The organism is Nocardia nepalensis, assembly GCF_048910785.1.
Taxonomy (GTDB): Bacteria; Actinomycetota; Actinomycetes; order Mycobacteriales; family Mycobacteriaceae; genus Nocardia; species Nocardia nepalensis.
The window spans coordinates 120,869-137,832 of the sequence record NZ_JBKBET010000028.1; the positions used below are offsets into that span (position 1 = coordinate 120,869).

A 16,964-nucleotide genomic window follows, 5' to 3' on the forward strand; every position below is an offset into this window, starting at 1 on the left:
GGCGGCTGGGCGGTTGGAAGCCTGTGGCGCGCAAGGGGATCCGCGGACCGTTGCGGCGCGCGCCCGGTTTTTCGGATCGGACATGGTGGATCCGGATACGGGTGCGGTGCGCGCGGATCGGGTGGTGCTGTCGTGGGTGGGGTGCACGACCTATGCGTTCGCCATGGCCGGGTCGGTCTTTCTGCTGGATGCGTGGGTGCCGCGGTTGACGAGCACCGGTTACGTGCCCGCGACCGCGCAGGATCTGGCGGATCTGGCGCCGGAGGCGATTTTCATCGGGCACGGGCATTTCGATCACGCCGGTGATGCGGGGCGGATCGCGCAGGCCTGCGGCGCTGTCGTATACGGAACCGCCGATCATGGCGCGAATATCCGTGCGCAAGTGGTGGATCCGACGTTCGGCACGGTCGCGCTCGGGGACGCGAATTCGCTGCCGGGGGAGCGACACGAGTTCACCGTGGGACCGGTCGAAGTGACCGCGGTCCGTCACCTCCACTCCGCGCCGACCGCACCCGAGCGACCCGGCGGGTCCGCGCCGTTCTTTCCGATCCCGGACTTGCGCACGCTCGTGCGGTATCCACCCACGCTGGCCGGAGTGCTGCAGAGCGCGCCACGGCTGAAAGACCCGGAGGGTGGCAGCCTGCTGTATCAATTCCGGGTGCCCGGCTTCTCGTTGGTGTGGCACGATTCCGCGGGCCCGCTCACCGAGAGGGCCCCGCAGGTCTTCGACGTCTTCGCCGACCTGCCGCCCACCGACCTGCAGATCGGCGCGGTCCAGGGTTTCAACCAGATCACCAACGGCCTGCGCGACCCCCGCCGCTACATCGAGGCGATCCGGCCCGGACTGTTCGTTCCCACCCACCACGACAACTGGCTGCCCGGCCTCACCGCCTCCGCCGCCACCTACGACGCACCCCTGCGCGGTGAACTGGCCCGCATCGCCGCCGACCAGCGCCCGGAATTGCGCCCCTTGCACGACCCCTTCGACTACCTCAGCCCCCAGCGCCTGACCTTCCCCCTGTAACCCGCGTCAGTGCGCAGGTCTGGGCGGGAGGCGCGCGGCCATGGTGGCGAGGTTGTCGGCGAAGGTGAGGACGAATTCGACGCAGAGGTCGATGAGTTCGTCGCGGCTGACGTCGATGCCGCCGTCGAGCCAGGCCAGCACCAGTTCGGCGGCGCCACCGGTGATCATCAGCGAGACCGCGCGCACCAGGGTGTCGCTGCCCGGTGGCGGTGCCAGCAGGGCGCGTTCCTGATCGGCGACGACATCGGCGATGGTGCGCATGGCGGCGGCGCGGCGGCGCATCAGGGTTTCGCTGCCGTGCGCCTCGGCGAAGGCGATGCGGGCCCGGCGCGGGTCGTCGATGACGGAGGTGAGGATGGCGGTGACCGCCGCGCGGGTCTTGGCCGCAATTCCCTCGGGCGCCGCGGCGAGGGCGTCGAGTGAGCTGCGGATGGCGGTGTCGATGATTTCGTCGTGCACCGCCGCGGCGAGGGCGTCGAGGTCAGCGAAGCTCTCGTAGAAGAACCGCGGGCCGACCTTGGCCTGTTCGCAGACCCCGCGCACCGTGGTGGTGGCCCAGCCCTGCGTGCCGATGATCTCCAGGGCCGCGTCCATCAGACGGCGGCGGCGTTCCTCGCGCCGCTGTTCGGCGGAGGTGCCGCGGTAGATCCCGGTCGCTGCCCGTGTCACAGGGTCAGTATGCCGCAGCGCAATTAGGAAACAACCGTTTACGGAAACGATTGATTCCGGTATGGTTCAGATCACAGGATGCCCGCAGCGACTGCTTGCAGGAAGGGTCGGCGAGGGCGCGAGAGGACGACCATGATGTCGACGATGGGCCGACGGGCAAAATACGCCGCATCCGCTCTTGCCGAGCACTATCCCTCGCGCACCCGAAGTCTGGCCGAACCGCCCGCGGGTAGCGAATTGCGGCCGATACTAGGCGATTACGGGCTACCGATGATCGGGCACGCACTCCCAGCCATGACGGACAACCTCGACTTCGCCCGGCGGCGGTTCGAGAAATACGGTCCCGTGCAGTGGTCCGGGCTGCTCGGGCGGCGGGTCGTGATGGTGGTGAGCCCGGAGGCGATCGAGGAGGTACTCGCCGACCGGGACAAGGCGTATTCCGCCCAGCGCGGCTACGGCTTCTTCATCGGACCGTTCTTCCGTGGCGGCATCCTGTTGCGCGATTTCGACGAACACCGCTACCACCGGCGCATCCTGCAGCAGGCGTTCACCCGGCCACGACTGGTCGGCTATCTAGACATCACCACTCCGGCGATCGCCCGCGGCATGCGGGACTGGTTGCCCGGCACTGACTTCCAACTGTTCCCGGCGACCAAGGATCTGCTGCTGCGCATGGCGTCGGAGGTGTTCATGGGCGCCCGCCTCGGCCCCGAGGCCGCCGGCCTCGAGCGGGCGTTCATCGACGCGGTGCGCGGCGGGCAAGCGTTGGTCCGCGCCAATCTGCCCGGGGGTGTGTGGGCGAAGGGCCTGCGCGGGCGCAAGGTGCTCGAGGACTACTGCCGCAAGGAAATGCCGGCAAGGCGCGCGGGTACCGGCGATGACCTGTTCAGCGTGCTGTGCCATACCGCCAGCGATGAGGGCCATACCTTCACCGATCAGGACATCCTCGACCATCTGATCTTCGTGCTGATGGCCGCGCACGACACCAGCACCATCGCGCTGTCGATGATGGGCTATCAGCTGGGCCTGCATCCGCAGTGGCAGGACCGGCTGCGCGCGCAATCGCAAGCGCTGGGCAAGGATTGGCTCGACTACGACGATCTCGACCGGCTGCCCGCCCTGGATCTGGTGTTCAAGGAGATCCTGCGGATGTACTCCCCGGTCGGCCAGCAGATCCGGGAGACGGTGCGCGACACCGCGCTTCAGGGCCATTTCGTTCCCGCGGGCACCATCGTCATCATCGGTTCGCATCCGGCGATGCGGATCGACCGCTGGTGGCGCGATCCGGATGTCTTCGATCCGGAGCGTTTCACCGCCGAGCGTCATGAGGACAAATTCCACCGTTACGCCTGGGCGCCCTTCGGTGGCGGCGCGCACAAGTGCATCGGCCTGTATTTCGGTGGCATGACCGTCAAGGCGATCATGCATCGGATGCTGTTGCACTACCGATGGTCGGTGCCCGCTGGGTATGTGCCGCCGATGGGGTGGGCCACCGGCCCGATCCCGCTCGACGGCCTCCCGATCCATCTGCAACGCCTGGACGCTCGCGTCGAAAGCCGGAGGTCCGCATGAGGATCATCGCCGACCGGGCCCGCTGCCAGGGCCATGGCATGTGTGAGGCGTTGCTGCCGGACCTCTTCCAGGTCGACGACACCGGCAAGGTGCGTGTGCTGGTCGAGCAGGTGTCCGAAACCGACCGTGCCGATGCTCGGCTCGCGGTCGACACCTGCCCTGTCGAGGCGTTGCAGGCGTCCACCGACTGAGCCCCGCCGAGCGTGCGCTGCTGCTAGGTCGCGCTCGACGCTTGCCGCCAACAGCGCACGGCGAGGAGTGCGCCTGGTCAGACCTCGGAGGCGACCTGGGTGGCTGGTTCGTGGACGGTGCCGGACAGGTCTGGGGCGTAGAGGTTTTCGATCTCGATGGCGTATTTCGTCGCGATCGGCTTGCGGCGCAGCTTCATTGTCAGGGTGACCTCGTCGCCGCCGGGTTCCCAGAACGCGGGCAGGATGGTGAAGCGTTTGATCTGTTCCACCCGAGACAGTTTCGCGTTGCCCGCCGCGACGCCCTGCGCTATTTCGGCGATGACGCCGGGATCGCCGGCGAGTGCGGTGGCCGAGGCGTCGGGCAGACCTCGTTGGGTCGCATAGGGTGTCGCGGATTCGGCGTCAAGCACGATCAGGGCGGTGTTGTAGGGGCGTGCGTCGCCGATGGTGACGATGGAACCGACGAGCGGGGTGGCGGCCTTGATGGTGTTCTCGATATTGGCCGGGGACATGTTCTTTCCGGCCGCGTTGATGATGAGTTCCTTCTTGCGGTCGACCACGCGCAGGTAGCCGTCGGCGTCACGGGTGAGGATATCGCCGGTATGCAGCCAGCCGTCGGCGTCGACGGCCTCAGCGGTCTTGCCCGGTTCCTTGCGGTAGCACTTCATCACCAGTGGTCCGCGGACCAGGAATTCGCCGTCCTCGGCGATCTTGGCCTCCGACCCGGGCAGCATTCGCCCGACGGTGCCCAGACGCGCCTCGGCGGGCGGGCTGGCGCTGGCCACGCAGGTCAGTTCGGACATGCCCCAGATCTCGGAGATGGGGATGCCGAGGCCGCAGAAGAACCCGAGGGTTTCCGGCGGGATCGGCGCGGCGCCCGACATCGCCCACTTCACTTGGTCCAGACCGAGTTTGGCGCGCAACTTGGACAGCACGAGTTCGTCGGCCTTGGCCCATTCGGCGGCCAACTGCGCCTCGACGGTCCGCCCGTCCAGCAGCACGACGGCCTTGCGGGCGGCCACACCCAGCGCCCATTGCAGTGCGGCCCTGGTGGATTCGTCGGGTTCATTGGCGACGGAGAATTCGACCGCCGCCTTGAACTTCTCCCACACCCGTGGCACCGCACCCCAAATCGTGGGCCGCGCGTCCAGCAGTGCCGCGGGCAGCTGATTGCGGTCCGGCACCACGGTGATCTGGGTGCCGTAGTACTCCTGCAGATACAGCGCGGTGAACCGGTCGGCCATATGCGCGGTCGGCAGGTAGGAGGTCTGCCGGTCACCGAATTCGACAGGGAGCACGGCATTGAACGCGCGCGCCTCGGCGCTCAGATTCGCGTGGGTAATCTCCACGCCCTTCGGATTGCCGGTGGTGCCGGAGGTGTAGACCAGCGTCGCGATATCGTCGGGACGCACCGAACGCCAGCTCGCCTCGAAGTCGAAATCGTTGCGGCCCTTGGCCTTCAGCTCCGCCAGGCTGATCGTTCCGGCATGCTCGGCGTCGATGCAGACGATGGTCTCGATCGGTACGCCGCAGGTGCGGACCCGCTCGACATACTGTTCCTCGCAGATCACCACCCGGTTGCCCGCATTGTCGAACACGTAGTTCAGCTGCTCGGGCGCGAGGGTGTTGTACACCGAGAACGAGGTGGCGCCGGTGTGCTGCGCGCCCACCTCGATCGGATAGAACTCGACCCGATTGGCCATCATCAGCGCGACCGTATCCCCGCGCCCGATCCCGAGCCCGTGCAATCCCGCCGCGATATGGCGGACCTGCTCGGCGTACTCGCGCCAGGTCAATGCTTGCCCGCCGCCGATGGAGCGCACCGCGATCGCATCGGGATCGATCGCCGCAACGCGCTGGAACGCGGCACAGGAGGTATTCGGTTCGGTCATCGCACATCACAATCACTACGGCCGGATTTTCTCCCCGACCGTAAGGTGCCACACGCTCCGTGCGCGCCGTTTTCACCCGATTTCGGCACACCACCACCGACCCGACCGCCTGCCGCGGATGCGCTACCCGATTCGGCGGCCTCACCGTGGGATCAGCCGCCATAGCGAGGTGACTTCGGCGGCTCGGGCGTCGTGCAGCGGGTCGGTGGCGTCCTTCGGGCGGCAGTGGCGCGCCTTGGTGTCGTGTCGATCCACGACGCGCAGGGCCGCCGACTCGATGGCTGCCAGTAGTTCCGCACGGGTTCGCAGCCCTACCCGCTCGGCGAGATCCGACAACACCAGCCAGCCCTCGCCGCCGGGTTCGAGGTGTTCGGACAGCCCGCTCAGGAAGCCGCGCAGCATGGTGCCGTCCGGGTCGTAGACGCCTTGTTCGACCGCCGAGGTCGGACGGATCGGAAGCCACGGCGGATTGCAGACGACCAGGTGCGCGCGTCGGTCGGGAAATAGGCTGGGGCCCTGGACATCGACGCGGCGGGTGAGGGCGAGCCGGTCGATATTGTCGCGGGCGCAGGCCAGAGCGCGCGGGTTGATGTCGGTGGCGATGACGTGGTCGATGCCGCGGCGCGCCAACACGGCGGCGAGCACGCCGGTGCCGGTGCCGAGATCGAATGCGGTGTGGTGCTCGACCGGTAGCGGCGCTTGGGCGACCAGGTCGACGTACTCGCCGCGCACCGGGGAGAACACCCCGTAGTGCGGGTGGATCCGCGCGCCGAGAGCCGGTACCACGACCCCGTTTTCGCGCCACTCGTGCGCCCCGATCGCGCCGAGCAGTTCGGTGAGCGCGACCACCATCGGCTCCCGCGACGCCCCGTATGCCTCGGTGCACGCCTGCCGCACATCGGGTGCGCGCCGCAATGCCAGCGAATGATCCTGTGCGAGTTCCACGATCAGCTTGCCCAGCACCCGGGCCCGATAGCCGCGCGCCCGACGATACAGGTGAAAGGATTCGGCAGCGCCGTCACCCTTCGGCACGGGTTTGCGATCGATGCGGCGGCTCAATGCCCGCAACAGCTGGCGCGCGTTGTGGAAGTCGCCGCGCCACAGCAGCGCCGTCCCCTCGCAGGCCAGGCGGTAGGCGGTATCGGCGCGCATGCGGTCATCGATGACGGTGATCTGTGCGGGCATCGGCGCGGCGCTCTCGGAATGCCACTGCGCGCTGTGGTCGGTATCTGCTTCGGTCCAATGGATGGTCGACATGGAAGTGCTCCTCGTGATCGGACGTGCGTTGACACGGAGCGCACTTCGACGAGAAGCGGGAGATCGACCCGAGGTAGCCGGGCAGGCCGGAAAAGGACGGGTCAGCGGCCCCGCGTCGAAGCGCGAGCCGAGCAGTCCCCGAGGACCATGCCGAGCGTCACGAGCAGCCCTTTCACCAGAATGTCGAGTCGAGATTCGCACACCGGTCGCGGCGGGCGCGGACCGGTTCGCGGCTACCGTCGACAGTAGCCGTACCGTACGGTGCCGCGATACCGGGGATGGGCGCCGGCCCCTGGAGTCTGCTGCTCCCGGCCGATGACGGGCCCCTCAGGTCCGCGAACAAGCCACCGCCGCAAGGCAATTCGCGCTCACACAACCGCAAGCACTGATCGAATGAGGCCGCAACTCGAAACCGCAACTGTCAGGCGCGGCCCATCCACTGGTCGATCTGATCGATCGCCCCCGGCGTATACGCACACGTGATGTGATCGCACGGCAGCAGCGTCAGGGAAACGTTGGCCCCCGCGCTCTGCCATTGCTGCTGTAGCGCCTGCGCGCCCGCCGCCGGAATCCATTCGTCGAAGATGCCGTGCCACAAGTAGATCGGCATGGTCGGCGTCGATCCACCGGCCTTGGTTTCGTGGTAGATCCGCTGGGTGACCTCGGCCTGGTAGGGGTCGACCGTGGTCAACGAGCGCAGCGGTATCGGCGCGACACCGAGCAGGGCGGCGCTCGAACACAGGTTCTTGTTCTCCTGCGCGGTCCGCACCCCGGTCTCGTTGAGCAGATCCAGCGCACCGGGCGTCACCCGAGCCACGCCGAGCGCCGCCATCAGATACAGCGCGGCGGCGGGTGGTTTGCCGTCCATCGTCTTGCGCAGCAGGCTCAGATCGGCGGGCGTGCCACCCGCGGCGGCGCCGAGCATCCGCAACTCGGGGGCGTATGTCGGCTGCAGCTGCGCCGCCCATACGGTGGCGATCGCGCCGCCGCTGTAGCCGATCATCGTGGTGGGACTGCCCGCCAGACCGGCCGTCGGAAACGCCAGTGCCGCACGGATTCCGTCGAGCACCTCGCGCGCTTGGGTGGGCCCGTGCGCGTAGGCCATCTTCGGTCCCTGATAGTCGGTCATCACGACCGCGTAACCGCGCGCGAGCAATTGGCGGGTGATATCGGGCTGTTCGATGGAGACCTCATGGGTCAGTTGGTAGGACGGATTGCACCGGAGCCCAACACTGTCGATGGCGTAATTGTTGCTGACGGTCCGCCCGTTCCACACCTTCGGTTTCATGATGGTGGTGATCGCGGCGATCGAGGAGCCGTCGGCGGCGGTGGTTTTGAACCACACCTGCCAGGCGTCGAAGTCCGAGGTCAGCGCCAGCGGCGGCAGAATCTTGACCGATCGCGAGGACATGATGGTGCCGTTGGCCAGGCCATCGGTCTGGAAATGCTGATCGAGATACGCGTCGCCGGTCGGGTCGGGATCGAATCTCGCATAGTCGCCGCTATCGGCCGCGACGAGGGTGCAGGCCGCGAATACGCTGAGCGCGAGGGTGATCGCGATCGAGAGCGCTCGCCATGGTGGCCGAGACATGAACAGGTCACCTTTCGCTCGAATAACGCGCTGAGGTTAAACCAACCGGCGCGCCGAGATCGGCGTTTCACGATCAACGCCAAAAATTCGCAGAGTGCGCCACGCGATAACCACCGATGGCTGTACACGTCTGAGACAGAGGCATACATTCTGATCATGAACACCATCGAGCTCGACGCGCCGGACGGCACTCTCGAGGCGATCCTGGCCCGCCCGACCGGGGACGGGCCGTGGCCGGGTGTCGTGGTGATCCACGACGGTGTCGGCTTCGGCCCCGATATTCGCGGCAATGTCGAAATGCTGGCCGACTACGGCTATCTCACCATCGCCCCGAACCTGTTCGCCAACGGCCGGGTGCGCTGCATCCGCGCGGTGATGCGTTCGCTGATCCTGACCGGCGCGAGCCCGGCGATCCGGGAGATCCTGGCCGCCCGCGACCGGCTGGTGGCCGATCCCGGCTGCACCGGCAAGACCGCGGTCATCGGGTTCTGCATGGGCGGCGGTTTCGCATTGCTCACCGCGCCCATGGGTTTCGATGCGGCCGCGCCGTTCTATCCGGGTCTCTACGGCGACTACCGCGCCCAGCTCGAAGGGGCGTGCCCGGTGGTGGCCAGCTATGCCCAGCTCGATCCCTCACTGATCGGCGCGGGCCGCAAGCTCGACCGCGCACTGACCGAACTCGGCGTCGAACACGACATCAAGACCTATCCGGGCACCACCCATGGTTTCGCGAATGTTTTCGCCATCGACCCGGTCCTGCGGGTCACCGGCCTCGGTTACGACGCGGACGCGACCCGTGATGCCTGGCATCGCATCTTCGCGTTCTTCGACAAGTACCTCACGGACGCACCGCAGGGCACTGCGCCAGACGCTGATTCGGCCGGCCGCTCGGGGTAGGGGGCAGCGTTCGTGCTGGCTGGTCAGCTCGGCTGGCTCGTCAGCGCGAACTCCCAACCCGCCGGGCGCGCCGCGGGTTCGGCGTATTCGACCGCCGTTATTCCCCGCGCCACTGCGGCGCACGCCGCTCGGCGAAGGCACGCGGACCTTCGAGCGCGTCCTTGCTGGTGAAGATCGGTGCCGCTTCCCGAAAGCTCATCTCCCACATCGGGTTGTCCCACTCGGAGCCGAACTCGTTGACGCGGTGCATGATTCGCTTGGAGGCGCGGACCGACAGCGGCGCGTTGGCGGCGATCGTCTCGGCGAGTTCCACGGCGGCGGGCAGCACCTGCTCGGCCGGGACGACCCGGTTGACCAGCCCCCAGTGCGCGGCCGCCGCCGCATCGATCGGTGTCCCGGTCAGCACCATCTCGTGGGCGATCTTGGGCGGAATCTGGCGTGGCAGCCGCAGCACTCCGCCCGCGGCGGCGAACAGACCGCGGGTGACCTCGGGCAGTCCGAGTTCGGCCTGCGCGCTCATCACCGCGAGATCGCAGGCCAGCACGATCTCGGTGCCGCCGCCGAGGGCGAATCCGTTGACCGCGGCGATGAGCGGTTTATCGACGAAGTGCTGGACCAGTCCGGCGAATCCGTATTCCGGATGCCGCGGATCGTGAATGCCGTTGCCGCGCGCCAGTTCCTTGAGGTCGGCGCCCGCGCAGAACGCGCGACCGGCTCCGGTGATCACCCCGACCCGCAGTTCCCGATCGGCCGCCAGCTCGTCGAGTGCCGCGCCGACGGCGATCGACAGTTCGGCGTTCACCGCGTTCATCGCCTCGGGCCGGTTCAAGGTGATGATCGCGATGGGGCCCTGGCGGTGCAGGATGGCGGCGTCGGTCATATCGGGCTCCTCGGTCGAGATGTGTCCGAACCTATCGGGGCGCAGCGGTTTACGAGCCGGTGTCGGTGAGCTTGGCCACCGCGGGGCCGAACATGGTGTGCTTGATCGCGCCGAGCGTGCCGGGATCCTTACCGCCGAGCGGTGCGAGCATCGCGGCGGCGGCGGTGGTGACCGCGCCTTCGGCCGCGGTGGCATCGACGATATCGAGGTCGCGGGCCTCGACGCCGCCGAAGCGGCGACCGGTGGTCATCGAGGCGACGGCGGCCTTGGGTGTCAGCTTGGACTGGATCAGCGCGGCCATGCCGGGGGTGAACGGGATGCGGATGTCGACCTCGGGCAGACAGAAGTAGCCCCGATCGGCGCGCATCACGCGATAGTCGTGGGCGAGGGCGAGCATGGCGCCCGCACCGAAGGCGTGGCCGGGCACCGCGGCGGCGGTGGGGATGGGCAGGGTGAGCACGCGGGCGAACAGTGCCTGCACCTGGCCGATGTACCACTGGGTGCGATCACCGTTGGCCAGCAGCCAGTCCAGATCCAGGCCGTTGGAGTAGAACTTGCCGCTCGCGGTGGTCACCAGACCCTGTGCGTCCTCGGCGAGCACAGTGTCGAGGTGGGCGTTGACGGCCTCGAGAAAGGCTGGGGTGAAACGGTTTTCGTCGTCGCCGAGGTCGAGGACGGCGATCTTGTCGTGGTAGCTCAGGGTGCTCATATCGTTCCTTCGTCGGAGTGTGGGTTGGGTGGGCCTACGTCGAGCACCGCGCGAACGGCGGCTCGCAGATGTTGACGCGCAATGGGTTCGGCGATCCGGTCGCGACGCAGCAGGATGGCCGTCGGCAGGTCGACGACGCAGGTGGTGATCACATCGACCGCGGCGGCGTCGCCACGGCCCCACAGTGCGCGCGCGAGCCGAATGATCAGTCGCACCAGCGCGTCGTCGGTTCCGGCGAGCTCGGCCGCGAGCTGTTCGGGCAGTTCGTCGCCGAGCAGTTCGTCGCGCGAGACGGTCAACAGCAGCTTCGACGAGTCGGGAAACCGTTGCGCGAATTCCACCGGCGTCTCGGCCGCGGCGACGACGGCCTCGATGACCCGCGACGAGTGCGCGGCGTCGCGGGGGTTCGATGAACCCGTGGTGCGCGCTTCGGATCCGCCCAGGTGCGCCTCGACCAGGTCGGACTGCATCGTCAGATACCGCCGAGCGGCGCGTAACCAGCTGCGCCCGAGCAGTTCCGCGCGCGAGCCGAAGGTGTGATAGATCGCGCCATTGGACACTCCGGTCGCGGCGGCGACGGCACGAATGGTGACCGCCGCCGGACCCGAGCGCACGGCCAGCGACTCCGCGGCATCGAGCACGGTGTCGGGGTCGTGGGTCCGTGGGCGGGGCATGACACAACTATAACAGAGCATTTGCTCTGTTATTCGCCCGGGGGGATCCGCATCGCACCGGCAAACTCTGTTCCACTCTGGCACTGCGTGTTTCGCCCGGTCACGGGTACCTTCGCGGCGCGGCAACGCCATTTCGTAGACTTCGCTACGTTCCAGCGAGACGGCAATACGATGAGGTACTGTCTGGTCCTCCCGCCCTGCCCGCACGAACAGAAACGGCGCCTGCGAATGTCACGAGTGGTCACCAAGGAGCAGTACTTCGACAGCGCTCTGGAGGTCCTGGCCGAACTCGGCTTCAAAGGCCTCAATATCGGCATGCTGTGCCGCCGCCTCGGGGTCACCAGCGGCTCGTTCTACCATCACTTCGGCAGCTGGCAGGGCTTCGTGGACGCGCTGCTCGAGCATTGGGAGAACCGCCAGGTCGTCATCCTGCGCACGCTGAACTTCAACCAGGGCAATCCCGACGACGATATCCGCGCCATGTCCGATCTCGCCTCGGGCCTGCACCATGCCGCCGAGGCCGCCATCCGCGCCTGGGCCGCCAATGATGAATCGGTGAATCTCGCGCTCAAGCGGGTCGACGAATCACGCCGCCGCACCGTGCACAAGGCGATCAAAGGCGTTGTGGGCGATGACGAGACCACCGCGGTCGTCACCGCGCTCGGCATGTCGATGCTGATCGGCTACCAGCAGATCGCCGCGAGCGGCGAGAACATCTCCCTGGACAAACTGCTCGCCCAATACGCCCGCCTCATCTACTCCCACGCCCGGCGCTGACTCAACCGCCCAGGGGAGTCGAAAGGCGCCGGTCAACACCCTCGATAACCACCATTCGATTAGCCCAGCAGTTCGTCGACATAGCACCAGCGCCAGGCCTCGCCGGGTTCGACGCTGCGCATGACGGGGTGGGCGGTGTCGGCGTAGTGCTTGCTCGCGTGGTTGCCGACCGAGGAGTCGCAGCAGGCAATGTGACCGCAGGACAGGCACATTCGTAGATGTACCCAGGTCAGGCCCTCGGCTATGCATTCGGAGCATTCGTCGGGTTCGGTCGGTTCGAGCACCAGCGGTGCGGCCTGCAGATGCGCGCACGAGTCGGCGGCCGCGGCCGCGGGCGCGGCGAGCGGTTCGACGCGCTCCTCCTCGGTTTCGTCGTAGCGGTCGATCATCGATTCCTCGAGGTCGAGCCGAGACAGCACATATTGCAGGATCTCGTAGTCCGCACCACCCGAATCCCGTACGCGCAGAACCGTTTCCCGTTCCGCGCGCAACATCTCGAGCCGCAGCCGCCGATATTCCGCGGTCGGTGTCGCCAGTTCCGATTCCGAGCGGCCCAGGCGTTCCCAGGCCGCGTTGGTCTTCCAGGTGACCCGGTCACGCAAGGTCTCCACGACCCCCGGCGGCGTATCGGGGGTGATGTGTTTCTCCAGTTCGGCCAGTCCGGCCGCGGTCGCTTGCTGCAGCAGATTCGCCTTCTGCAATGCGTTTTCCGCGCGACTGGGCCCGCGCACATGCAGCCGCCGCACCACCCACGGCAGCGAAGTCCCTTGCAGCAGTAGCGTTCCCGCGACCACGACGAGCGCGAACAGTTTCAGCACCGGCAACTGAAACTGCGGACTGTCGGGCAGCAGCAGCACCGCGGCCAGGGTGACCACCCCACGCATCCCCGCCCACGACACCACCAGCGGATGACTCAGCGGCACATCGGCATTGGACAATCCGAGCTTGCGCGAGAGCAGCGACACCGGAAACACCCACAGCGGCCGCGACAGCATCGCCGCCAACATGACCGCCACCGCCGCCACGATCAGGGTGCGGTGGTCGAGTCCGCTGCCCCACGCGCCCTCGATGATCGCGCGCATCTGCAACCCGATGATCAGGAACACGACACTCTCCAGAATGAACTGGATGGTGCGCCAGTTGGTGCGCTCGGCGATCCGGGAGGCGGCGCTCTGCCACACCGGCGCACCATGGCCCAGGACCATGCCGCAGGTCACCACCGCGATCACACCGGAGGCGTGGATGCCTTCGGCGGGCAGGTAGGCGACGAAGGGCGCCAGAAACGACAGGGTGGTGTCCAGCACCGGATCGGTGATCCGGCGTCGCAGCATCGCCAGCAGATAGGCCACCACGATGCCGACCGCCGCACCGCCGCCCGCGGCGAGCAGGAAGTCACCACCGGCCTTCCACACCGACACCGTCCCGGCGGCCGCCGCGATCGCGGTGCGCACCGTCACCAGCGCGGTCGCGTCGTTGAACATCGACTCGTCCTCGAGGATGGTGACGATCCGGCGCGGCATGCCGATGCGCCGCGCGATCCCGGTCGCGGCCACCGCATCCGTCGGCGCGACCACCGCACCCAATGCGACCGCCGCCGCGAACGGCACCGGCACCAGCCACCACACCACCGCCGCGACCACGAACGTGCTGAACAGCACCAAGCCCACCGATAACAGCGCGATGGTGCGCGCATTGGCCCGGAAATCGACCAGGGAGGTGCGGATCGCGGAGGTGTAGAGCAGCGGCGGCAGGAATCCGAGGAGAATGATCTCGGGATCCGGATGGATCTCGGGCATGTGCGGCAAATACGACGCGACCACCCCGGACAGCGTCAACACCAGCGGTTCGGATATCCCGAACCGTCGCGCCAGCGCCGCGAGCGAGGCCGCCGACGCGACTAGAACAACGAGGCCGATCGCGACATGCACGATGGCATTCTCGCAGAGCAAACAACCGGCTCGAAAAGACCACACGGTATGTGACACGGACAGTCAGATCGGTTCCCCCGAACGCCTGTGGCGGTAGCGTTCGCGCGCGATAGTTGTCGGCACAAAGGAGGTAGACATGGAAGAGTTTGCGTCCTGGCGGGCGAGCGGGCGACGCCACACCCACCGCGGCCACCAGATCTTCTGGCAGGACAGCAGTGCCGTTTCGAGCGGCATGCGAGCAGCCGCTGGCGGTGGCGCCGGCGAGGGAAATCTGCTCTGCATCCACGGATTCCCCACCGCGTCCTGGGATTGGCATGCCGTGTGGCCGGGCCTGTGCGCGCGCTTCGCGCGGGTGATCGCACCGGACATGATCGGCTTCGGCTGGTCGGCCAAACCCCGCAATTACCAATATCGGATCGCCGATCAGGCCGATATCCACGAGAACCTACTGCGCGAGCAGGGGATCTCACGCGTGCACATCCTGGCCCACGACTACGGCGATACCGTCGCCCAGGAGTTGCTGGCCCGCGACGCGCAACGCCGCGCCGACGGCGACGACTCGCTGGTCATCGAATCGGTATGCCTGCTCAATGGCGGACTGTTCCCGGAGACCCACCGGGCCCGGCCGGTGCAGAAGCTGCTGGCCAGTCCGCTCGGACCGCTGGTCGGGGTGTTCGGCACCGAGCGGGTCTTCCGCCGCAGCCTGGCCGCGGTCTTCGGACCCGGCACCCGGCCCAGTGACACCGAGCTGGACCAGTTCTGGATCCTGTGGTGCAGCAAGCACGGCAAGAGCAACGGGCACAAGCTGATTCGCTATATGGGCGAACGCAGGGCGAATCGGGAACGCTGGGTGGGCGCGTTACGCGATACGGTTGTCCCGCTGCGGCTGATCGACGGGCTGCTCGATCCGGTGTCGGGCGCGCATATGGTCCGCCGCTACCGCGAGCTGATCCCGAATCCGGATGTCGTCGAGTTGCCGAACGTCGGCCATTACCCGCAGCTCGAAGCCCCCGAGGAAACCCTGGCCGCGGTCACGGAATTCCACACGAGCCAGGTGTAGGCGGTCGTCGCTGCCGTAGCGCGAAACCTCGTTATGGGGTATCCCATACCATGGCTACATGGCAGCGACACGCCGATCGGATAAGGATGCTCCAGTGCGCCCGCGGGTGCGCGATGCGCGGCGGCGGATGATCGACGGAACGATCGAATCCCTGCGCATCCACGGCGCGAGCGCGACCAGTGTGGACCGGGTCCTGGCCAATACCGGTGCGCCGCGCGGGTCGGTCTACCACCACTTTCCCGGCGGTCGCACCCAGCTGATCGCCGATGCCCTGACCGCGGCCGGTGGCTCGATGTCCGAATTCATCGAGACGATCACCCGCGACAACGACCCGATGGTCGCCCTGGACATGTTCGTCGCCCTGTGGCGTCAGACCCTCATCGACAGCGAGTACCGCGCGGGCTGCCCGATCTTCGCCGTCGCCGTCGAAACCAATGACGACGCACCGGAATTCGCCACGGCCGCCGCGGCGATCTTCGCCCGCTGGAATAGCGCCCTGACCGATCTGCTCATCCGCCACGGCCTGGACCCGGCCCGCTCCCGCCGCTTGGCCACCCTCACGATTGCCGCCGTCGAGGGCGCCATCGCGCTGTGTCGAGTCGAACGCGACACCGCACCGCTCGAGGACGCGGTCGGCGAACTCCAATCTCATCTCGCCGCAGCCATCACTCCCGCCGAATAGTCGCGAACCCGGGAGCGCCCCGTCGGCGGGCGCTTCAGCGCCGATCGGTGTCACCGTTGGATATTGCGCTACTCGCTCGGCGATTCGGCGGGTCGGACCGAGCAGTCGGTCGGCGACGCCGCCCCATCGGCTGTCTTGCATTTGCCTCCCGCGGCGGTCCGAATCCGGGCCATGCGTAGGGAGCTGAATTCGAGGGTGTGTGACCGGTCCCGCGTTCGCGACTTGTGCCGCGGACCGGCGAGGGGCTTTGCACTCGATTTGCTCGAAGGTTGCGGTGTAGCCGATTTCATTCGGCTTCTTGCCCCTGCGCCATGCAGCGTCGCTCGGGAATTCACGGTTGCGGCCGCCTGCAGCGCCCCGCGTCATAGCGCCGCCTACAGGAGATTCCTGGTGGTAGATTGGCCGGGCGCGGATCGCCGAGGAATGCCAGTGCCCTGATTCGGATCGTCACCGAAGTGAATTTCCGAGACAATCTGGAGCAACCATGGTCATCAGATCCAACAAGGCCACCACTGTTGGTGCCGACTATCGTTTGATCACATTTGCCGTGCTGATCATTGGCGCGCTGACGCTGGTGAGCGCGTGCGGGTCGAATACGCGTACGAGCGAAGAGGTGACATCAGCGACCGCGACGCCTGCCGCGAAAGAGGCGCAGAGTCGGGACGACCAGCTCGCCCTGCAAACCTTGGATTCGATCGTGCGCGCGGACTTCACCGCGGCAACCTCCCATTTCGATGACGCGATGAAGAAGAAACTGTCCCCGGACGGTATTGCGTCGGGCTGGGCGGCGTATCAAAAGGAGTTCGGCCGCTACCAATCGCACGGGGATCCGCAGAACGTCACGCAGGGCGATCTGACCGTTGTGAATGTGCCCTTGACCATGGAGCGAGCCCCCGGCGAGTTCCGAGTGACCTTTCACAAGGACGCGACCATCGCGGGCCTGTTCCTCCTCAAGGCTGGGGCTCCCTAGGTCTTTTCGCGGCGACCTCGAGCCGTCGCGTGCGGACCGACCGGAATCTTGCATCCGATGAAATCGGAATCAGCAGCCTCTCGCGCGAAAGTGCACGCCCAGAGCCATTCCCGTGATCGACGTGGCGCTGCAATACTCGCGCGATTCAGTGTCCGACCCCGGCACACCTTGACATCGCGATTATGGTGGAG

At 67.1% G+C, this 16,964-nt stretch carries 16 protein-coding genes; 8 read left to right on the forward strand and 8 right to left on the reverse strand.

What is annotated here, in order from left to right:
- The first annotated feature begins 82 nt into the window (after window positions 1-82).
- A complete protein-coding gene (locus ACHQ4I_RS21325; RefSeq protein ID WP_420773559.1) occupies window positions 83-1,024 on the forward strand; it encodes an MBL fold metallo-hydrolase in 942 nt (313 codons plus the stop codon).
- Between the two features lie 6 nt (window positions 1,025-1,030).
- Here the strand turns inward: ACHQ4I_RS21325 and ACHQ4I_RS21330 are convergent, their stop codons facing one another.
- Window positions 1,031-1,693 carry a TetR/AcrR family transcriptional regulator gene (locus ACHQ4I_RS21330; RefSeq protein ID WP_420773560.1) on the reverse strand — a complete coding sequence of 221 codons (663 nt, stop codon included), beginning with the start codon at window positions 1,691-1,693 and terminating at the stop codon, window positions 1,031-1,033.
- A 135-nt stretch (window positions 1,694-1,828) separates the two neighbouring features.
- Between ACHQ4I_RS21330 and ACHQ4I_RS21335 the strand changes: the two genes are divergently transcribed.
- Window positions 1,829-3,265 carry a cytochrome P450 gene (locus ACHQ4I_RS21335; protein WP_420774165.1) on the forward strand — a complete coding sequence of 479 codons (1,437 nt, stop codon included), beginning with the start codon at window positions 1,829-1,831 and terminating at the stop codon, window positions 3,263-3,265.
- Window positions 3,262-3,456, forward strand: a complete 195-nt coding sequence (locus ACHQ4I_RS21340) for a ferredoxin (protein WP_420773561.1) — start codon at window positions 3,262-3,264, stop codon at window positions 3,454-3,456. Before ACHQ4I_RS21335 ends, ACHQ4I_RS21340 begins: the two co-directional genes overlap by 4 nt.
- A 77-nt stretch (window positions 3,457-3,533) precedes the next feature.
- Here the strand turns inward: ACHQ4I_RS21340 and fadD11 are convergent, their stop codons facing one another.
- The 3 genes from fadD11 to ACHQ4I_RS21355 form a co-directional block, all read right to left on the reverse strand.
- Window positions 3,534-5,348, reverse strand: a complete 1,815-nt coding sequence (gene fadD11 / locus ACHQ4I_RS21345) for a fatty acid--CoA ligase FadD11 (RefSeq protein WP_420773562.1) — start codon at window positions 5,346-5,348, stop codon at window positions 3,534-3,536.
- Window positions 5,349-5,489: 141 nt separating this feature from the next.
- Entirely contained in the window at window positions 5,490-6,605 is a 1,116-nt protein-coding gene (locus tag ACHQ4I_RS21350; protein ID WP_420773563.1) for a methyltransferase, read from the reverse strand.
- Window positions 6,606-7,026: 421 nt separating this feature from the next.
- Complete coding sequence (locus ACHQ4I_RS21355; protein WP_420773564.1) at window positions 7,027-8,196, reverse strand: lipase family protein; 1,170 nt, start codon at window positions 8,194-8,196, stop codon at window positions 7,027-7,029.
- Window positions 8,197-8,352: 156 nt separating this feature from the next.
- Here ACHQ4I_RS21355 and ACHQ4I_RS21360 point away from each other — a divergent pair, with 156 nt between their 5' ends.
- Window positions 8,353-9,093 carry a dienelactone hydrolase family protein gene (locus ACHQ4I_RS21360; protein ID WP_420773565.1) on the forward strand — a complete coding sequence of 247 codons (741 nt, stop codon included), beginning with the start codon at window positions 8,353-8,355 and terminating at the stop codon, window positions 9,091-9,093.
- A 97-nt stretch (window positions 9,094-9,190) separates the two neighbouring features.
- Here ACHQ4I_RS21360 and ACHQ4I_RS21365 read toward each other — a convergent pair whose 3' ends face one another.
- From ACHQ4I_RS21365 to ACHQ4I_RS21375, 3 genes are read right to left on the reverse strand one after another with little or no spacing between them, the layout of a single operon-like run.
- Window positions 9,191-9,973, reverse strand: coding sequence for a crotonase/enoyl-CoA hydratase family protein (locus ACHQ4I_RS21365; protein ID WP_420773566.1), 783 nt, complete (start codon window positions 9,971-9,973; stop codon window positions 9,191-9,193).
- Between the two features lie 49 nt (window positions 9,974-10,022).
- Window positions 10,023-10,682 carry an enoyl-CoA hydratase-related protein gene (locus ACHQ4I_RS21370; RefSeq protein WP_420773567.1) on the reverse strand — a complete coding sequence of 220 codons (660 nt, stop codon included), beginning with the start codon at window positions 10,680-10,682 and terminating at the stop codon, window positions 10,023-10,025.
- On the reverse strand, window positions 10,679-11,356 hold the full coding sequence (locus tag ACHQ4I_RS21375) for a TetR/AcrR family transcriptional regulator (RefSeq protein ID WP_420773568.1): 678 nt from the start codon (window positions 11,354-11,356) through the stop codon (window positions 10,679-10,681). The genes ACHQ4I_RS21370 and ACHQ4I_RS21375 overlap by 4 nt, the downstream gene beginning before the upstream one ends.
- 228 nt (window positions 11,357-11,584) lie before the next feature.
- Between ACHQ4I_RS21375 and ACHQ4I_RS21380 the strand changes: the two genes are divergently transcribed.
- Window positions 11,585-12,133, forward strand: coding sequence for a TetR/AcrR family transcriptional regulator (locus ACHQ4I_RS21380; protein ID WP_420773569.1), 549 nt, complete (start codon window positions 11,585-11,587; stop codon window positions 12,131-12,133).
- Window positions 12,134-12,192: 59 nt separating this feature from the next.
- On the opposite strand, the gene ACHQ4I_RS21385 is transcribed toward ACHQ4I_RS21380, so the two are convergent.
- Window positions 12,193-14,061: a Na+/H+ antiporter gene (locus ACHQ4I_RS21385; protein ID WP_420773570.1), complete on the reverse strand. Its 1,869-nt coding sequence runs from the start codon at window positions 14,059-14,061 to the stop codon at window positions 12,193-12,195.
- Window positions 14,062-14,197: 136 nt separating this feature from the next.
- Here ACHQ4I_RS21385 and ACHQ4I_RS21390 point away from each other — a divergent pair, with 136 nt between their 5' ends.
- The 3 genes from ACHQ4I_RS21390 to ACHQ4I_RS21400 all read left to right on the forward strand — a co-directional run bounded on the left by ACHQ4I_RS21390 (window position 14,198) and on the right by ACHQ4I_RS21400 (window position 16,773).
- Window positions 14,198-15,121 (forward strand): alpha/beta fold hydrolase, encoded by a 924-nt coding sequence (locus ACHQ4I_RS21390; protein ID WP_420773571.1) that lies wholly within the window; start codon window positions 14,198-14,200, stop codon window positions 15,119-15,121.
- 58 nt (window positions 15,122-15,179) lie between these two features.
- Window positions 15,180-15,803 carry a TetR/AcrR family transcriptional regulator gene (locus ACHQ4I_RS21395; protein WP_420773572.1) on the forward strand — a complete coding sequence of 208 codons (624 nt, stop codon included), beginning with the start codon at window positions 15,180-15,182 and terminating at the stop codon, window positions 15,801-15,803.
- Window positions 15,804-16,287: 484 nt separating this feature from the next.
- Window positions 16,288-16,773 (forward strand): DUF3887 domain-containing protein, encoded by a 486-nt coding sequence (locus ACHQ4I_RS21400; RefSeq protein ID WP_420773573.1) that lies wholly within the window; start codon window positions 16,288-16,290, stop codon window positions 16,771-16,773.
- The last annotated feature ends 191 nt before the right edge of the window (window positions 16,774-16,964 follow it).